Consider the following 17,902-nt stretch of genomic DNA (forward strand, 5'->3'; position numbering starts at 1 on the left):
AGGTTGAGTATGACGGACAGCCAGCGCCTGAAGGGCAAGACCGCGCTCATCACCGGCGCCGCCTCGGGCTTCGGCCGCGGCATCGCCGAGCGGTACGTCGCCGAAGGGGCGCGCGTCGTGGTGCTCGACATCAACGAGGGCGGAGCGAAGGAGGTCGCCGGCTCGCTCGGCGACGCCGCCACCGCCGTCGCCTGCGACATCACCGACGGCGCCGCCGTCTCCGCTGCGGTGGACGCCGCGACCTCGGCCTTCGGCGAACTCGACATCCTGGTCAACAACGCCGGCTGGTCGAACCCCAACACGCCGGTGATGAACGTGGACGAGGCCACGTTCGACAAGCTGTTCGCGGTGAACGTGAAGTCGATCTTCCATTTCACGCGGGCGATCGTCCCGCACTGGCGCGCGATCGGGCGCGGCGTGATGATCAACGTCGGGTCCACGGCGGGCCTGCGCCCACGCCCCGGCCTCGTCTGGTACAACGCGACGAAGGCGACGGTGAACAATATCACCAAGTCGCTGGCGATCGAGCTGGCGGGCGACCGGATCCGCGTCTGCGGCATCGCCCCGGTGATGGGCGAGACCGGGCTGCTGGAGACCTTCATGGGGATGCCGGACACCCCGGAAAACCGCAAGAAGTTCATCGCCACGATCCCGCTCGGCCGCCTTTCCAAACCGTCCGACATCGCCGGCGCCGCGGTCTACCTCGCCTCGGACGATGCCGACCTCGTGACCGGCGTGAACCTCGAGATCGACGGCGGACGCTGCATCTGACGCGGCGAAGGCCGGGTCATAGCGCGAGCGGCGAGGTCGTGCCGCTGCGCTCCAGCTCCCAGCGCGCCGCCCACGCGTCGCCGGTTCGCTCCAGCGTCAGGTAGTTGCGCTCGGCGACGTAGCGCGTGGGCTGGCCCGGCAGGCGGGCGACGCGGATGGGGCACTCCGGCAACGGGTCCTCGCCGAGGACGGCGAGGGCGCCCAGCGTGCGCGCCCACGCCTGCGGCGGCGGCCGATGGGCGATCCCGGAGGCGACGAGCTGGTGCAGTTCCTGCCCCGCGCCGAGGTCCATCACGGCGCGGGTGGCGAGGTGGATCTCACCCGACAGCGAGACGACGTCGTGCCCGTCCGACCGGGCGACAGCTCTCACCAGGCGCAGCATTCGGCGCCATTCCTCACGATGGTTGCGGCTCTGCCACTGGTCGCGCAGGTCGTCCTCGTACTTCTGCATCTTCGGGATCGCCACCATCAGCGCCTCCAGGAGCGACATGCGCGGCCCCAGCAACGGAACGCTCGACATCAGGAAGGTGTGGCCCGGCGCGTCGCGGGCGGCCTCGGCGTCCATCATCGCCCAGCCCCCGGCCCCCATGACGGCCGTGCGCGTGCGCTCCGATCGCAGGTCGGGCGCCAGGATGCGCAGCCCTGGGAAATCGACCGTGAAGCCGAGATGCGCACCGGCGCGATCGGCGAACCGGCGCGGCAGATCACCGTCGGCGGCCGCGTGCTGGAAGGTGAGGAAGCTCTCGCGCGCCGCCGCGAACAGCGTCCGGCCGACCTGCGAGCGCGTCGCGGCCGTCGGCAGCGAGCCCCATCCGTCGCAGATGTCGTGGTCGTCCCACTGCATCAGCGACGGCACGCGCGCCGCGACCCAGGCGAACTCCGGCGAGCGGTAGAGCGAGGCATAGCGCTCCAGCAGCCGCTCGCGCAGATGGTGACGCAACGCCGCCAGCGCGTCGGGCGAGGGGTCGGTGGGGATGTCGTCCGGCCAGCGGTCGCTCAGCGGGTGCCCGTCGGTGATTTCGTCGGCGTAGACCTGGTCGCCGCCGTGGAGCAGCAGGGCGAAGGGGGCGCGGCGATGCTCGTCCCGCAGGCGCGCCCACATGGCGTTGCGCTCCGATCCTTCGCGCTCCAGGTCGCCGATCTCCTCGCCGTTGCAGGACACGTAGGCGATGCGCAGGTCCGCGCGCAGGTCGCCGGCCACTTCGTGGGTTTCGCCGCGCCATGTGTAAGTGGAGGTGCGGTCGGCGGGAATCGCGAACCGCGCGCGCCAGACGGTCGCCGCGTCGTAGCGGGCGAGCGGCGTGGGCGCGACGGCGCCGTCGGCCGTCTCGATCGGCGCCGGCGGCGCGCCCTCCGGCGCGATGAAGAGGGCGGCGAGGTGGATCCGCCCGTCGCGGACGTCGTCGAGGATCAGCACCGGGCCGGTGGGCGGGGGGGTGTGGAGCGTCATGCCGCACCAGTTAGGAACGCCGCGGCGCGATCCCCAGGCCGAAGATCGCCGCAGGGGCGGCTGGGGCCGGCGTCAGCCCCCCGAGCGACCCAGGCGCGCGGGTATGGCGGGCCGCACCAGCGGCATCGCCAGCGTCAGCGCGACGCCGGGGCCCGCGGTGTCGAACGCCAGGGTGCCGGCCACCTTCTCGGCGGCGGCGGACATGATCCGCATGCCGATGCCGCCGCTGGCGAGCGGTCCGTCGCACCCGACCCCGTCATCCGACATGCGCACCACCAGTTCCCCCTGCCCCACGCGGCCCACGACCAGGATGCGGCCGGCGCGACCCGTGGGAAAAGCGTGCTTGAAGGCGTTGGTGACGAACTCGTTGACGATGGCGGCCACCGACGCGGCCTGCGCCGGAGTGACCCGCACCGGATCGACCTCGACGACCAGCGCGACGCCCTCGGGCGCCGACGCGGCGACGAAGCGGCCGAGCTTGTCCATGTAGCGGTCGAGCGCGACCTCGTCGCCGCTGTCCAGCGAATAGAGCTCCTCGTGCAGCAGCGCGGCGGCCGAGATGCGGTGCGAGACCTCCTGCAACGCGCGCCGGGTGGCCTCGTTCGGCGCGCGCCCGGCCTTCAGTCGCACGAACGAGGCGACGGACTGGAGCTGGTTCTTCACGCGGTGGTCGATCTCGCGCCGCAGGACGTCCTGCAGGCGCAGGGACAGGCGCAGCTCCATCTCGCGCACCACCTGGCGCGCCAGGGTCCGCAGCGTCTTGCGTTGCAGGTCGGTCAAGGTCCGCGGCCGCACGTCGAGCACGCACAGGGTGCCCAGCGCGACGCCGTCCGACGAGCGCAGCACCGCGCCGGCGTAGAAGCGGACCTTGGGGCCGTCCACCACGAGCGCGTTGTGCATGGAGCGCGGGTCGAGCCGCGTGTCGGGAATCTCGAGGATATCGGCCTCGCCGAGGGCATAGCGGCAGATCGACTGGTCGAGCGGGGTCTGCCGGCAGCCGAAGCCGACCTCGGCCTTGAACCACTGCCTGTCGGTGTCGACGAAGCTCACCAGCGCGACCGGCGCCTCGCAGATCGCCGCGGCCAGCTCGGCGATCTCGTCGAACTCGCTCTCGCGCGGCGTGTCGAGGATCTCGTACTGTTCGAGCGCCTTGCGCCGGCCGGCGGCGGCCACGTCTGTCTGGGCTGTCACGTGTGCACTCATGTGTTCGGAGGCTACAAAGCACCCCGTTCGCGCCAATGCCAGCATGTATGCCTCGATCCATTTCGGAAGAGCGGGCTGTCTTCACGCTTTGGACGATAAATCAGGCTCTACAGTCCGGGTCGCGACCATGGGGCGATGGCGCCGCCCCATCCGGGGGCGCTACCCCGCCGATCGGGTGGGCCGCGGCGACCCGAAAGGCTAGGTGCCGATGGTGGGGGCCGGGTCGCAGGCGTGGGCGGCGCATTCCAGCTCCAGGGTCGACTGGTGGATCTCGAACCGGTCGGCCAGGAGGGTCTTCACCCGGGTCTTGATCGCGTCCGCCTCGCCCCACGCCCCGCCGAGGACGACGATGTGGGCGTCGAACGCATAGGCCTCCTCGTGAACCTGCCAGAAGCGGGCGCGGTGGACGTTGTCGACGCCGTCGACCGTGCGGACGGCGGCGAGCACATCCTCGGTGGCGATGCCCGGCGGGCTGCCGAGCATCAGGATGCGGATGACGCCGCCGATCTCGGCGAAGGACATCCACAGGATATAGCCGGAGATGGCGAGAGTGACGATCGGGTCGATCACCCACCAGCCGAACAGGATCACCAGCGTTCCGGCGACGATGACGCCGACCGAGCCCAGCGCGTCGGCGACATTGTGCAGGAAGGCGGCGCGGATGTTCATGCTCTCCTTGGCCAGCGCGAACGTCAGCAACGCGGTGACGACGTCGACGACGAGCGCGAAGCCGGCGATCCACACGACCATCCACCCGTCGATCGGCTGGGGGTCGAAGAACCGCTCGACCGCCTGGCCGGCGAGGTAGAGGCCGAGGACGATCAAGGTGGTGTAGTTGACGAGGGCGGCGACGATCTCGATGCGGCGATATCCGAAGGTCATCGTCGCGTCGGATCCGCGGCGCCCGATCCGGCGAGCGACGAAGGCGATGATCAGCGACGCGGCGTCGGAAAGATTGTGCAGTCCGTCGGCGATCAGGGCGAGGCTGCCCGAGACGAGACCGCCCGCAATTTGAGCAACGGTTAAGAGTACGTTGACGGCGATGGCCCCGGTGATTCGGGCATCGCCGGCGTCACTCGCACCATGCGCATGGTGGTGGTGGTCGTGTCCCATGTGCCTCCGGCCGTGGTCGAATTCCGGGCGTCCGTCGACCTTTGCACGGCCCGACACGCGACTCACGTGGCGCGCGCGGCCTCGCCGACGCGAGTGTTGCGACGGAATGTCGCACCCTATTTTGGGATTATGCATCGTGAGGGGCGCCGTCGCGTCGTGGCGTTCGAATGCCCCTCTATAGTGCGGTTGTGGGCGCCTCCGCCGCCGGCCTCGTCGTTGGATTTTTCCAATATGCGCTTCAGCGATGCGTGAACCGACAGTCAGTCATGCTATTCGTATCCCAGGACGCTCATCTGCCTCTTGCGCATAGCTTGGCAGATATGCCACACAGCAAATCAACGGTCGTCAGAACCGTCTAGGGAGGAAGCCCCGTTCAAACGGACACGTCGGTGCAGCCAAAGGCGCGCCGACGTGATAAAAAAGAGCAACACGTTTGGCGCGATCGGCCCTCCAGCCGGTCGCGCCTTTTTGAGCATTGGTCCAATGCTCCGGTTCAATTTCTGAACATTCCCCTGCACCAAACCGCGCCTTGGCGCCCACCTTCGATCGCTCCCGCGCCGTGACAACTCGCCTGGGTACCGCCGCGCCAGCCCGTTGACGCCCGTGACTGCCTAGAATTGCGCACATCACTGCCGGATTTGCCGAAACTCTGGGCGACGAGCCTCCGCGCCCGGCCGCGGTGACGCCCTCCGCCCCGCATGCGATGTTGCGCCGATGCTCTCCCAATTCGACTTTCCGACCTCCATCTGGCTCGCCGTCCTCGGCGTCACCCTCCTCGCCGGCTTCGTCAAAGGCGCCGTCGGGTTCGCGATGCCGATGGTCATGGTCTCCGGCCTCGGTTCCTTCCTGGCGCCGGAGCTGGCCCTCGCGGCGCTCATCCTGCCGACCCTCATCGCCAACCTCGCCCAGGCCTTCCGTGACGGCGTCGCCGCCGCGCTCGATGCCGCGCGCACGCACTGGCGCTATGTGGCGATCGTCTCGGTCTTCATCATGCTGTCGGCGCAAATGGTGAACCTGTTGCCGGCGCAGGTGCTCTATCTCGCCATCGGCGTGCCGGTGACGATCTTCGCGCTCATCCAGCTCACCGGCCGGCGCATCGCCTTCCATTCGCGCCATCAGGGGGCGGTCAGCTTCGCGCTCGGCACGGTCGCCGGGCTCATCGGCGGCGTTTCGGGGGTCTGGGGCCCGCCGACGGTCATCTACCTCACCTCGATGGACACGCCGAAGGTCGAGCAGCTCCGCGTGCAGGGGATCGTCTACGGCATCGGCGCCGTCGTGCTCACCACGGCGCACATCGGCTCCGGCGTCCTGAACGCCCAGACCGCGCCGTTCTCGGCGTTGCTCGTCGTCCCGGCGCTCGTCGGCATGCTCGTCGGGCGCCGCGTGTCGGACAAGATGGATCAGTCCCGTTTCCGCCAGGCGACGCTCGCCGTGCTGGTCATCGCCGGCCTCAACCTGGTGCGCCGCGGCCTCGGCGGATGACCCGTCCGCCGGTTGAAGATCTCGCGGACGATCAACTTTTGCGTATGGCGGGAATGCTCTGGTTGGATTGCACCGCACAATCCGGTCGTATAGGCGTCAGGTGAAATTGGGAGCCCCCATGACGTCACCCCTTTCAGGATCTACGCTCGTCTCAATCGCCATCGAAGCGGGCGCCGCTATTCTGCCGTTCTACGATCCGAACGGGCAGGACGCCCGCACCAAGGGCGACGGCTCGCCGGTGACGGCCGCCGACGAAGCCGCGGAAGCGATCATCCTGAAGCGCCTCGCCGAGCATGGCGTCACCGCCGTCATCGCCGAGGAATCGGTGGCCGCCGGCCACATCCCGGAGGTCGGCGAGGAGTTCTGGCTCGTCGACCCGCTGGACGGCACCAAGGATTTCATCTCCGGCAGCGGCGAGTTCACGGTCAACATCGCCCGCATCGTCGGCGGCCGCCCCGTGGCCGGCGTCGTCCTGTGCCCGGCGCTGGACGAGGTCTACTGGGCCGACGAGACCGGCGCCCACCATGCCCGCATCGAGGGCGGCGCCGTGGCCGGCGCGCGGCGGATCTCCGTCGCCACGCCGGGGGCGGCGCTCAAGGTCGTCGCCTCCAAGTCGCACCTGACGGACGAGACCAAAGAATTCATCGACCGCTTCGAGGTCGACAGCTTCCTCTCCTTCGGCTCCTCGCTGAAGTTCTGCCGCGTGGCGGACGGCACGGCCCACCTCTACCCGCGCATGGGCCGCACGATGGAATGGGACACGGCGGCCGGTCACGCCGTGTTGAAGGCGGCCGGCGGCGAGGTCTACACCCTCGACGGCGCGCCGCTCGCCTACGGCAAGACCGAGACCCCGACCGGGGCCTACGCCAACCCGCATTTCGTGGCTGCCGCCGCCTTCGACCCTTTTGCACTCGCAAAAGCGTCGTAATATAGGCTCCTGCATCCCATAATTTGCTTGCTGTGAAATGGAGGGGACGCGTCGCCCCTCGTGCTGAATGAAGATGGAGTAGCGTTATGGCCGTTGATCGCGGCTCGCACTTGAAGCGACTCGAAGACGAGTCGATCCATATCATCCGCGAGGTGGCGGCCGAGTTCCGCAATCCGGTGATGCTGTATTCTATCGGCAAGGATTCGGCAGTGATGCTGCACCTTGCGATGAAAGCCTTTTACCCGTCGAAGCCCCCCTTCCCGCTGATGCACGTCGACACGACGTGGAAGTTCCGCGAGATGATCGAGTTTCGCGACCGCAAGGTGAAGGAGCTGGGCCTCGAACTCCTGGTGCACACCAACGAAGAGGGCGTGCAGCAGGGCGTCGGCCCCTTCACGCACGGCTCGTCGTACCACACCCAGGTGATGAAGACCGACGCGCTGAAGCAGGCGCTGACCAAGTACGGCTTCGACGCAGCCTTCGGCGGCGCCCGGCGCGACGAGGAGAAGTCCCGCGCCAAGGAGCGCGTCTTCTCCTTCCGCACCGCCAACCACGGCTGGGACCCGAAGAACCAGCGCCCCGAGCTCTGGCACCTCTACAACTGCCGCGTCGCCAAGGGCGAATCGATCCGCGTCTTCCCGCTGAGCAACTGGACCGAACTCGACATCTGGCAGTACATCATGCTGGAGAACATCGAGATCGTGCCGCTCTACTACGCCAAGGAGCGCCCGGTGCTGGAGCAGGACGGCCAGCTCCTGATGGTCGACGACGAGCGCTTCCCGCTGGAGGGCCGCACGCCCGAAATGCGGATGGTCCGCTTCCGCACCCTCGGCTGCTACCCGCTGACCGGCGCGGTCGAGAGCCCGGCCGCGACGCTGGAAGAAATCGTCGCCGAGATGCTGATCGCCCGCACCTCCGAGCGGTCCGGCCGCCTGATCGACCATGACGAGGCCGCGTCCATGGAGAAGAAGAAGCGCGAGGGGTACTTCTGATGTCCGTTGCCGAGAACCTCAGCCCGGAAGCCTTCTCCGAGTACCTGGCGAGCCAGGAGAAGAAGTCGTTCCTGCGCTTCATCACCTGCGGGTCGGTGGACGACGGCAAGTCGACGCTCATCGGGCGCCTGCTCTTCGAGTCGAAGCTGATCTTCGAGGACCAGCTCGCCGCCGTCGAGCGTGACAGCCGCCGCCACGGCACCACCGGCGAAGACATCGACCTCGCCCTCCTCGTCGACGGCCTGGAGGCCGAGCGGCAGCAGGGCATCACGATCGACGTCGCCTACCGCTTCTTCACCACCGACAAGCGCAAGTTCATCGTCGCCGACACGCCCGGCCACGAGCAGTATACGCGCAACATGGCGACCGGCGCCTCGACCGCCGACCTCGCCGTGCTGCTGGTCGACGCGCGCAACGGCATCCAGATCCAGACCAAGCGGCACGCCTTCCTCGTCTCGCTGCTGGGCATCCGTCACGTCGTCCTGGCCGTCAACAAGATCGACCTCGTCGACTTCTCGGAGGATCGCTACAACGAGATCCGCGCCGAGTTCGAGAAGTTCGCCCACGGTTTCGACTTCGACACCATGCAGGCGATCCCCATCTCGGCCCGCTATGGCGACAACGTCATCGCCCGCTCCGAGAAGATGGGCTGGTACCAGGGGCCGACGCTGCTGGACTACCTCGAGTCCGTCGAGGTCCAGTCGGACCTGGAAGAGCGCCCGTTCCGCATGTCGGTCCAGTGGGTGAACCGCCCGAACCTCAACTTCCGCGGCTTCTCCGGCACCATCGCGTCCGGCAAGCTGCGGCCAGGCGACCCGGTGGTGGTGGCCAACTCCGGCAAGGACGCCATCGTCAAGCGCATCGTCACCATGGACGGCGACCTCGCCGAGGCCGGCGCCTCCGAGGCCGTCACCGTCGTGCTCGACCGTGAGATCGACGTCTCGCGCGGGGACATCCTGGTGCCGCCGTCGCACCGCCCGGAGGTCGCCGACCAGTTCGCCGCGCACATCGTCTGGATGGCCGAGGAGAAGCTCTATCCGGGCCGGCCCTACATCCTGAAGATCGGCAACAAGACCGTCTCGGCCTCCGTCACCGAGATCAAGCACCGGATCGACGTCAACACGTTCGACCACCTCGCCGCCAAGGACCTGGGCCTCAACGAGGTCGGGTTCTGCAACGTCTCGCTGTCGGCCGACATCGCCTTCGACCCCTACGAGGCCAACCGCGACACCGGTGCCTTCATCCTGGTGGACCGCCTGACCAACGCGACGGTCGGCGCCGGCATGGTCTGGTTCGCGCTGCGCCGCGCCACCAACATCCACTGGCAGGCGACGGACGTGAACAAGGAGACGCGGGCGGCCATGAAGGGCCAGAAGCCTGCCATCCTGTGGTTCACCGGTCTCTCCGGCTCCGGCAAGTCGACGATCGGCAACCTGGTCGAGAAGCGCCTCTCGGCCATGGGGCGTCACACCTACATCCTCGACGGTGACAACGTCCGGCACGGCCTCAACCGCGACCTCGGCTTCACCGACGCGGACCGCGTCGAGAATATCCGCCGCGTCGCCGAGACCGCGAAGCTCTTCGTCGACGCGGGTCTCCTGGTGTGCGTCACCTTCATCTCGCCGTTCCGCTCCGAACGGCGTATGGCGCGCGAGCTGGTCGGCGAGGGCGAGTTCCTCGAGGTGTACATCGACACGCCGATCGAGGAGTGCCGCCGCCGCGATCCGAAGGGCCTCTACAAGAAGGCCGACTCGGGCCAGCTGAAGAACTTCACCGGCATCGACTCGCCCTACGAGGCGCCCGAGCACGCCGAGATCTCGATCGACACCACGACCGGCGACCCCGAGGCGCATGCCGAGCGGATCGTCGACCTTCTCAAGGCCCGCGGCATCATCGAGTGATCCTGCGCGCCCGCGGCTGAATACGGCAGGCCGTCCCTCGGGGCGGCCTGTCGCGTTTCGGCCTCAGGCGAGGTCGGCGAGGGTGCCGGCGCGCTCCCAGCCGAACGCGTCGCGCAGCTGCGCGTCACCCCAGAAGCGGCTGCCGTCCTCGGTGACGAACGTCGGCGCGCCGAACACGCCCGCCGCCTTCGCCGCCGCCACGTTGGCGAACAGCCCCGCCTTCGCCGCGTCGCTGGTCGCCCCCGCGGCGACGCGCTCGGGATCGAGCCCGGCCGCACGCGCAGCCTCCGCGAGCGTCTCGGGCTGGCCGATGTCCATGCCCTTGCCCCACTCGCAGTGGAAGACGGCGCGGGTGAAGGCGGCACGCTCGGCCCCCTCCAACGCCAGCGCGGCGCGGCCCGCCGCGACGCTCTTCTGCGGGAACACGTCCGGCTTGACGAACGGCAGGCCGCGATGCGCCGCGCGCCGGGCCAGGTCCTCCCACATGAACGCCCCCTTCGCCTCCGAGGAGAGGTTCGGCGTGCCGCCGAGGCCGGCTTCGGCGAAAATCGGGCCGAGGAGGAAGGGGGTCCAGACCACCTCGATGCCCTCCGCGTCGGCGAGCGCCTCCATCCGCATGGCGGTCAGGTACGAGTAGGAGGAGGAGAAATCGAAGAAGAATCGGATGGCCATGGCGCTTCCCTATGCGCCGGACCGGCCGGCGCGTGTCAGTTGTCCGAGCTGCGTCGCGCAGCCGTCGGCCGAGGTTGATCCGTCTGGCGCGTGCGATCAAGTATGGGTGCCACAGCACGTGCCGCCGCCCGCGGGACAAACCTGCGTGAGGCGCGGCCGCATCCTTGACGGGTGACGCGCTGCTCGGCATCGTCCCGGCCATGCAGATACGCTCGGCAACAGTTCGGCGGTGCGCCCTTCGCGTGGCCGCGGTCATGCTCGCCCTCGGGCTCACCACGGCGAGCCACGCCGCGGACCCCCGTGCCGCCATCATCGACGCCGCCTGGGACACCCGCGACTACATCCCGCAGCTGCGCGAGAACGGCGTCCTGGTGATCGGCCGCTACTACGCCCGCTGCCCGCAGCCCGAGCGCCACATCCCCTCCAAGCGCCTGATCGACCAGGGCGACCGCCGCGACCCCGACAGCGAGGTCAACCGGATCACCGGCGCCGGCATGGCGATCCTCTCGATCTACCAGTTCAACAACGACTCGAAGAACAAGTTCGTCGGCAAGGACCGCAACGGCAAGCCGCTGCCCGACGCCGATTGCCGCCCCACCACCCGCGAACGCACGCCCGACGACGAAGGCGCACTCGATGCCAAGGCCGCCATCGCGCAGGCGAAAGCCGTCGGCCAGCCCACCGGCACGACGATCTTCTTCGGTGTCGACATCGCCTTCTCCAAGACCGACATCGCCACCCAACGCGCGATGATCCGCTACTTCGAGGAGATCAAGTCCCACCTCGACCGGGCGGGCTACATCCTGGGCGCCTACGGCAACGGCGACGCGCTGGAGGTCCTGCAGGACAAGCGGCTCATCCGCGTCGCTTGGCTGTCGGCCTCGCGCGCCTACCCCGGCACCACCGCGTTTCACAACACGGGCCGCTGGCACCTCTTCCAGAGCGGCGTGAACCTCGAGTGGTTCGGTGGAACGCCCGGCGCCTGCAAGCCCGGCCTGCCGTTGGACGTCAACGTCAAGAACGCGCGCTTCGCCGAGCAGTCGCTCGGCTTCTGGACACACCGTGGATTGTTTCAGCTGCCGCCGGAGCGCACGCGCTCGATCTACGTCGCCCGGCGCTTCGCCTGCAACGGGGACGCGCGCATCCGCAAGGAGGCCAATTCGGGCGCGCGCGACCTGATTTCCAGCGAGCGGCGTTGCCGCGGCGGACGCACCGTCAGCCATTCCGACACGGTGGACTACGCCAATGCCGCCCGCATCGGCCGCACCCGTGGAGACGCGACCGAGGTCGACTACGACGACGACGGCACGTTCGACGGTTGGACCGCCTCCGCCAACCTGACGTCCACCTTCAATGAAAAGCCGCAGTGGATCCACCAGCGTGACGCGCGCCGCGCGGCGCAGTGCCGCTGAGGCGAACGCCGGCCGGCACCCACCGTGCATCCGCTTTCGGCGAAACACCGCGGGAGCCTTCGATGACGCAATCCTGGCAGCTCTGGGCCGTACTGGCGGCCGTGTTCGCGGCGCTGACGGCGATCTTCGCCAAGGTCGGCGTCGCAGGGATCCACTCCGATCTCGCCACCCTGGTGCGCACCGTGGTCATCCTCGCCATCGTGGCGGCGATGGTCACGGTCAGCGGTCAGTTGGGCGGTCTGGCGCGAATCTCCGGGCGCAGCTACGTCTTTCTGGTGCTGTCGGGAATGGCGACGGGCGCGTCGTGGCTGTGCTACTTCCGCGCCCTCGCCATCGGCGACGCGGCGCGCGTCGCGCCGATCGACAAGTTGAGCGTCGTGCTCGTCGCGGTGTTCGGCGTGGTCTTCCTGGGCGAGCATCTCAGTGCGCCCAACTGGGCCGGCGTGGCGTTGATCGGCGCCGGCGCGATTCTCGTCGCCTACAAGGGCTGAGACGCGAAAAGGCGCCGGCCGAAGCCGACGCCTTCGCGGTCTCTCATGCGCCGACCGCCTTAGAGCGGGCAGCGCCGGACATCACCGCCGTAGGTGACGTAAGTGTCGGTCCGGGGGTCGTAGGACCGGTACTGCGCGGCGCACCGCTGGGCGTGGGTGCTGCCGGACGGCACCGTCTGCACCACGCGGGGCTGCGAGCTGTTGGCGAGCGCGCTGCCGGCGATCACCCCGGCCGCGGCACCGATCACGCCGGCGCCGACCGCCGCGCCCCAATTGTCGTCGTTGTCCCAGCCGCGGTCGTAGTAGCGGGCGCCGCGATGGCCGTCGTACCGGTGGCCGCGGTAGTGCTTGCCCCCATGGTGACCCTTACCGCCACCATTGTGGTAGACACGGGGACCCGGATCCGCCGACGCCGTGGTCACGGTGGCGACGCCGGACATCATCAGTGCCGCTGCGGCAGCACCTGCCATGAACTTACGCATCTCGATACCTCACTATACCTCGACCGTCGAACACGAATTCAGAAGCTGAACGCCAGCTGAACACGCCATCGGCTGATCGATATTGAGTTAGGCACAGACAACGCGGCCGAGATCACGATGGTTGCATCGCCGGTTCGCAGGGTACCGGCGCACCGCGCGCCGGACCGGCCGAACGCCCCGAGAAACGGCGGCCTAGCGGGGCGCCGAATTGACGCGGGGGCCCGCCGGCCCGTCGTACCGTTGCGAGGGGATGAGGCTGCGGATCACCGGCCCCGCGGTGTTGCCGAAGAGGTTCGCCCCCAGCGGCCCAAACAGCGAGAAGCCCGCGTCGTTCGGTATTTTGTTACCGTACTGGTCGATATGGTAGGCGTCGGTGCTCAGGGCGGGGTCGGGGGCGGGATAGCCTGAATATTGCTGCCACACCGGACGGCCGCCGACCCAGGACTTGATCTTGGGGTCCGCGTCGTCGGGGTCGGCCGCGGCGGGGCTGAGGGCTGCGGCCAGGAAGGCTGCGGCGACGGTCACGGTGAGCGTGCGCATGGATGGTGGCCTCCCGATCGTGGCGGGCGGGCCCGCCGGAAACGGGCGCCGACGAGCCGGCGCCCGATCCCTATCTAGTACACGCGCTTGGCCGGTGCGATGTACTCGATCGCATTGGACAGGGTGTAGGCGTGAACCGGCCGGTCCTCCAGCTGCACCTTGTAGTCGTCCGACAGGAAGGCCAGCGTGTGCTTCATCCACTCGGCGTCGTCGCGCTCGGGGAAGTCCTCGCGGGCGTGGGCGCCGCGGCTCTCCTGGCGGTTCAGCGCGGAGTCCATCGTCACCACGGCCTGGCCGATCAGGTTGTCGAACTCCAGCGTCTCCAGGAGATCGGTGTTCCAGATCAGCGTCTTGTCCTTGACCTGGATGTCGGTCACGCCGCCGGCCACCTTGTGGATCAGCTCGTGACCCTCTTCCAGCACCTCGCCGGTGCGGAACACGGCGCAGTTGTTCTGCATCGTCCGCTGCATCTGGTCGCGCAGCTCGGCGGTCGGCGTGCTGCCGTTCGCGTGGCGGAAATGGTCGAGGCGGGACAGGGCCGGCTCGGTCGCGCGATCCGGGCAGGGAGGGAGCGACTCGCCGGCGGTCACCGTCTCGGCGCAGCGCAGCGCCGTGGCACGGCCGAAGACCACGAGGTCGATCAGCGAGTTGGAGCCGAGGCGGTTGGCGCCGTGGACCGAGACGCACGCCGCCTCGCCGATCGCCATCAGGCCGGGGACCACGGTGTCGGGATCGCCGTTCACCTTGGTCAGCACCTCGCCGTGGAAGTTCGTCGGGATGCCGCCCATGTTGTAGTGCACCGTCGGCAGCACCGGGATCGGCTCCTTGGTCACGTCGACGCCGGCGAAGATCTTGGCGCTTTCGGAGATGCCCGGCAGCCGCTCGGCGAGGATCGCCGGGTCGAGGTGCTCCAGGTGCAAGTGGATGTGGTCGCCGTTCTTGCCGACGCCGCGTCCCTCGCGGATCTCCACCGTCATCGAACGTGAGACGACGTCGCGCGAGGCGAGGTCCTTCGCCGAGGGGGCGTAGCGCTCCATGAAACGCTCACCGTCGGAATTGGTGAGATAGCCACCTTCGCCGCGCGAGCCTTCGGTGATGAGGCAGCCCGAGCCGTAGATGCCGGTCGGATGGAACTGCACGAACTCCATGTCCTGCAGCGGCAGGCCGGCGCGCAGCACCATGGCGTTGCCGTCGCCGGTGCAGGTGTGCGCCGAGGTGCAGGAGAAGTAGGCGCGGCCGTAGCCGCCGGTGGCGAGGATGGTCTTTTGCGCGCGGAAACGGTGGATGGTGCCGTCTTCCTGGCACATCGCCATCACGCCGAGGCATTGGCCCTCGTCCATGATGAGGTCGAGCGCGAAATACTCGATGTAGAACTCGGCCGAGTGGCGCAGCGACTGGCCGTAGAGCGTGTGCAGGATGGCGTGGCCGGTGCGGTCCGCGGCGGCGCAGGTGCGCTGCGCGGTGCCCTTGCCGTAGTTCGTCGTCATGCCGCCGAAGGGGCGCTGGTAGATCTTGCCCTCTTCGGTGCGCGAGAACGGCACGCCCCAGTGTTCCAGCTCGTACACGGCCTGCGGCGCGTTGCGGCACAGGTACTCGATCGCGTCCTGGTCGCCCAGCCAGTCCGACCCCTTCACGGTGTCGTACATGTGCCAGCGCCAGTCGTCCTGGCCCATGTTGCCGAGCGCGGCGGAGATGCCGCCCTGCGCCGCGACGGTGTGCGAGCGGGTCGGAAACACCTTGGTGATGCAGGCGGTCCTGAGGCCCGCCTCGGCGCAGCCGACCACGGCGCGAAGACCCGCCCCACCCGCACCGACGACGACGACGTCGTACTCGTGATCGATGACCTTGTAGGCCGGGCCGGTGGCCCCGTTGCCGTTGGTCGCCATACTCAAGCCCCCGTCTCGACGCTGCCGCCGGTCAGAACGGCGAGCATGATCTTCACGATCGCGAAAATAGCCGTCGCGGCGATCGCCACCGCGAAGAAGGTGTTGAGGAGCATCAGCACGATGCCCATCCCGCCGTGGACATAATCCTCGATCACCACCTGGATCCCGAGTTTCATATGGACCGCGACCGAGATGATCGCGAGACCCAGCGGCACCGCGACCCAGGGCGAGCCGACCAGCGCCACGGCGGAGGCATAGTCACGCCCCGACAGCATGATCGCCACCACGGCGAGGACGATCACCAGCACCATGTTGGCGAGCGCGGTGAGGCGCTGCTGGATGAAATGCTCGGTCCCGGACTTGGCGGAACCGAGGTGGCGGATGGTCTTCAGCGGCGTACGGTCGGCGCCGAACTCCTCGCCGGACTTGTGGAGGGGGCTGCGCATCAGATCACCTCCAGCACGACGATCAGCGACCACAGCGCGGTGGTGAGGATGATCGACCCGAAGATCGTCAGCCGGGCGAGGTCGTAGCGGACGTCGCCGAAGCCGTGGCCGGTGTCCCAGACGAAGTGGCGGATGCCGCCCAGCATGTGATGGATCAGCGACCAGGTGAAGGCCACCAGGACGATGCGGCCGAGCCAGGAGGAGTAGATGCCGTTGGCCCACTCGTAGGACTCCGGCCCGCCGGCGAGCGCCAGCAGATAGATCACGACCAGAACGAGGCCCGCGACGTTCATCATGCCGGTCACGCGGTGCATGATCGACATCACCATCGTCACGATGGGCCGATAGATCGAAAGGTGCGGCGAAAGTGGCCGTGGCCGACGGCTCACCTCGGTGTCTGCGCTCGCCATGAAGCTCCCCCTGGCATTCCGCGACTTGACTAGCCTCGAATGGTTCTAGGGTCAAAGCAAACCGCGATCCCATTCGATTCAGCCGCTTGCCGCGGTCCGTGCGAGCGGCCACCTTTATCACAACCCAACCCGCGAGGACGCACGATGACCGACAATTTGTTCGAGCGCCACGGCCTGGACCCAGCCCGGACGGAGCGGATCGTGGCCGACGCGCTGGCCGGCGCGGACGACGGCGAGCTGTTCCTCGAGCACCGCACCGCCGAGAGCCTCGTCTTCGACGACGGCCGCATGAAATCGGCCGCGTTCGACGTGTCGGACGGCTTCGGCCTGCGCGGTGTCGCCGGCGAGGCCGTCGCCGTGGCGCATTCGTCCGACGTTTCGGAGGCCGCGCTGGTGCGCGCCGCCGCCACGGTGGGCTCGGTCGGGCGCAACCACGCCGGCACGCTCGACGTCGCCCCCGCGGGCACCAACCGCCGCCTCTACGCCGACCTCGACCCCATCGCCGCGCCCGATTTCGCCGAGAAGGCCGCCCTCCTCACCACCATCGACGCCTACGCCCGCGGCCGCGATCCGCGCGTGCGGCAGGTCTCGATCTCGCTCGCGGCCGAGCGCCAGGTGGTCAACATCCTGCGGCCCGACGGGCTGACCATCGCCGACGTTCGCCCCCTGGTGCGCTTCTCGGTGAGCGTCATGGTCGGCGACGGCGACCGCCTGGAGACCGGCAACTACGGCACCGGCGGACGCGAGCCCTACGCCCGCTTCATCGCCGAGGCCTCGTGGCGGCGCGCCGTCGACGAGGCGCTGCGCCGCGCGCTCGTCAACCTCGACGCGGTACCCGCTCCGGCCGGCACGTTCGACGTCGTCCTCGGGCCCGGCTGGCCCGGCATCCTCCTGCACGAGGCGGTCGGCCACGGCCTGGAGGGCGACTTCAACCGCCGCAAGACGTCCGCCTTCGCCGGGCTGATGGGCGAGAAGGTCGCCGCATCCGGCGTCACCGTGGTCGACGACGGCACCCACCCCGACCGCCGCGGGTCGATCACCGTCGACGACGAGGGCACGCCGTCGTCCGAGACGGTGCTGATCGAGGACGGGCGCCTCGTCGGCTACATGCAGGACCGGCAGAATGCACGGCTGATGGGCATGGTGCCGACCGGTAACGGCCGCCGCCAGTCGTACGCGCACACCATCATGCCGCGCATGACCAACACCATCATGAAGGGCGGCGACACCGACCCCGAGGAGATCCGCGCCGGCGTCAAGGACGGGCTCTACATGGTCTCGTTCGGCGGCGGCCAGGTGGACATCACCTCCGGCAAGTTCGTCTTCTCCTGTACCGAGGGCTACCGCTTGAGGGACGGCAAGATCTGCGAGCCGGTGAAGGGCGCGATGCTGATCGGCAACGGCCCGGACGCGCTGACCCGGATCGCCGCGATCGGCAACGACATGGCGCTCGACGACGGGATCGGCACCTGCGGCAAGTCCGGCCAATGGGTTCCGGTCGGCGTCGGCCAGCCGTCCATCCGCATCAACGCGATGACCGTGGGCGGCACGGAGGCCTGACCACGCCTGACCCCACGCCTGACCACGTCTGACCAACCCCCGCGCGCAGGGGGGCGGGCCCCCGGCCGCCGCGGCCCGCCGCCGGCCATCGACCCGCGGCGCCGTGGCACATCGTCGGGGTGACGGCGCCGCTTGCGCCGCGCGCGGTTCGCACCGAATTATC

At 68.8% G+C, this 17,902-nt stretch carries 17 protein-coding genes; 8 read left to right on the plus strand and 9 right to left on the minus strand.

What is annotated here, in order from left to right; translation table 11 throughout:
* Nucleotides 1-9: 9 nt before the first annotated feature.
* Nucleotides 10-771: an SDR family oxidoreductase gene (locus MRB58_RS09225; protein ID WP_244781422.1), complete on the plus strand. Its 762-nt coding sequence runs from the start codon at nt 10-12 to the stop codon at nt 769-771.
* A 16-nt stretch (nt 772-787) separates the two neighbouring features.
* On the opposite strand, the gene MRB58_RS09230 is transcribed toward MRB58_RS09225, so the two are convergent.
* The 3 genes from MRB58_RS09230 to MRB58_RS09240 form a co-directional block, all read right to left on the minus strand.
* A complete protein-coding gene (locus MRB58_RS09230) occupies nt 788-2,221 on the minus strand; it encodes an alkaline phosphatase D family protein (protein ID WP_244781423.1) in 1,434 nt (477 codons plus the stop codon).
* A 72-nt stretch (nt 2,222-2,293) separates the two neighbouring features.
* Complete coding sequence (locus tag MRB58_RS09235; protein WP_244781424.1) at nt 2,294-3,412, minus strand: sensor histidine kinase; 1,119 nt, start codon at nt 3,410-3,412, stop codon at nt 2,294-2,296.
* A gap of 210 nt (nt 3,413-3,622) precedes the next feature.
* On the minus strand, nt 3,623-4,537 hold the full coding sequence (locus MRB58_RS09240) for a cation diffusion facilitator family transporter (protein WP_244781425.1): 915 nt from the start codon (nt 4,535-4,537) through the stop codon (nt 3,623-3,625).
* 714 nt (nt 4,538-5,251) lie between these two features.
* Between MRB58_RS09240 and MRB58_RS09245 the strand changes: the two genes are divergently transcribed.
* From MRB58_RS09245 to cysN, 4 genes are all read left to right on the plus strand, one after another.
* Nucleotides 5,252-6,019, plus strand: a complete 768-nt coding sequence (locus MRB58_RS09245) for a sulfite exporter TauE/SafE family protein (protein ID WP_244781426.1) — start codon at nt 5,252-5,254, stop codon at nt 6,017-6,019.
* Nucleotides 6,020-6,137: 118 nt separating this feature from the next.
* On the plus strand, nt 6,138-6,947 hold the full coding sequence (gene cysQ / locus MRB58_RS09250) for a 3'(2'),5'-bisphosphate nucleotidase CysQ (RefSeq protein WP_244781427.1): 810 nt from the start codon (nt 6,138-6,140) through the stop codon (nt 6,945-6,947).
* An 86-nt stretch (nt 6,948-7,033) separates the two neighbouring features.
* Nucleotides 7,034-7,939 (plus strand): sulfate adenylyltransferase subunit CysD, encoded by a 906-nt coding sequence (gene cysD / locus MRB58_RS09255; RefSeq protein WP_244781428.1) that lies wholly within the window; start codon nt 7,034-7,036, stop codon nt 7,937-7,939.
* Complete coding sequence (gene cysN, locus MRB58_RS09260; protein WP_244781429.1) at nt 7,939-9,840, plus strand: sulfate adenylyltransferase subunit CysN; 1,902 nt, start codon at nt 7,939-7,941, stop codon at nt 9,838-9,840. The genes cysD and cysN overlap by 1 nt, the downstream gene beginning before the upstream one ends.
* A gap of 63 nt (nt 9,841-9,903) precedes the next feature.
* Here cysN and MRB58_RS09265 read toward each other — a convergent pair whose 3' ends face one another.
* Complete coding sequence (locus tag MRB58_RS09265) at nt 9,904-10,512, minus strand: 2-hydroxychromene-2-carboxylate isomerase (RefSeq protein WP_244781430.1); 609 nt, start codon at nt 10,510-10,512, stop codon at nt 9,904-9,906.
* A 254-nt stretch (nt 10,513-10,766) separates the two neighbouring features.
* Between MRB58_RS09265 and MRB58_RS09270 the strand changes: the two genes are divergently transcribed.
* Both MRB58_RS09270 and MRB58_RS09275 read left to right on the plus strand, forming a co-directional pair.
* Entirely contained in the window at nt 10,767-11,924 is a 1,158-nt protein-coding gene (locus tag MRB58_RS09270) for a glycoside hydrolase domain-containing protein (RefSeq protein ID WP_244781431.1), read from the plus strand.
* A 62-nt stretch (nt 11,925-11,986) separates the two neighbouring features.
* Entirely contained in the window at nt 11,987-12,415 is a 429-nt protein-coding gene (locus tag MRB58_RS09275) for an EamA family transporter (protein WP_244781432.1), read from the plus strand.
* A gap of 59 nt (nt 12,416-12,474) precedes the next feature.
* On the opposite strand, the gene MRB58_RS09280 is transcribed toward MRB58_RS09275, so the two are convergent.
* The 5 genes from MRB58_RS09280 to sdhC form a co-directional block, all read right to left on the minus strand.
* Nucleotides 12,475-12,897: a BA14K family protein gene (locus MRB58_RS09280; RefSeq protein WP_244781433.1), complete on the minus strand. Its 423-nt coding sequence runs from the start codon at nt 12,895-12,897 to the stop codon at nt 12,475-12,477.
* Between the two features lie 192 nt (nt 12,898-13,089).
* On the minus strand, nt 13,090-13,437 hold the full coding sequence (locus tag MRB58_RS09285; RefSeq protein WP_244781434.1) for a hypothetical protein: 348 nt from the start codon (nt 13,435-13,437) through the stop codon (nt 13,090-13,092).
* Nucleotides 13,438-13,511: 74 nt separating this feature from the next.
* Complete coding sequence (gene sdhA / locus MRB58_RS09290; protein ID WP_244781941.1) at nt 13,512-15,323, minus strand: succinate dehydrogenase flavoprotein subunit; 1,812 nt, start codon at nt 15,321-15,323, stop codon at nt 13,512-13,514.
* A gap of 2 nt (nt 15,324-15,325) precedes the next feature.
* Complete coding sequence (gene sdhD, locus MRB58_RS09295; RefSeq protein WP_244781435.1) at nt 15,326-15,769, minus strand: succinate dehydrogenase, hydrophobic membrane anchor protein; 444 nt, start codon at nt 15,767-15,769, stop codon at nt 15,326-15,328.
* Nucleotides 15,769-16,179 carry a succinate dehydrogenase, cytochrome b556 subunit gene (sdhC, locus tag MRB58_RS09300; protein ID WP_244781436.1) on the minus strand — a complete coding sequence of 137 codons (411 nt, stop codon included), beginning with the start codon at nt 16,177-16,179 and terminating at the stop codon, nt 15,769-15,771. Before sdhC ends, sdhD begins: the two co-directional genes overlap by 1 nt.
* A 144-nt stretch (nt 16,180-16,323) precedes the next feature.
* Between sdhC and MRB58_RS09305 the strand changes: the two genes are divergently transcribed.
* Nucleotides 16,324-17,739, plus strand: a complete 1,416-nt coding sequence (locus MRB58_RS09305) for a TldD/PmbA family protein (protein ID WP_244781437.1) — start codon at nt 16,324-16,326, stop codon at nt 17,737-17,739.
* Nucleotides 17,740-17,902: the final 163 nt, after the last annotated feature.

It is taken from the genome of Acuticoccus sp. I52.16.1 (genome assembly GCF_022865125.1).
In the GTDB taxonomy this organism is placed as follows: Bacteria; Pseudomonadota; Alphaproteobacteria; order Rhizobiales; family Amorphaceae; genus Acuticoccus.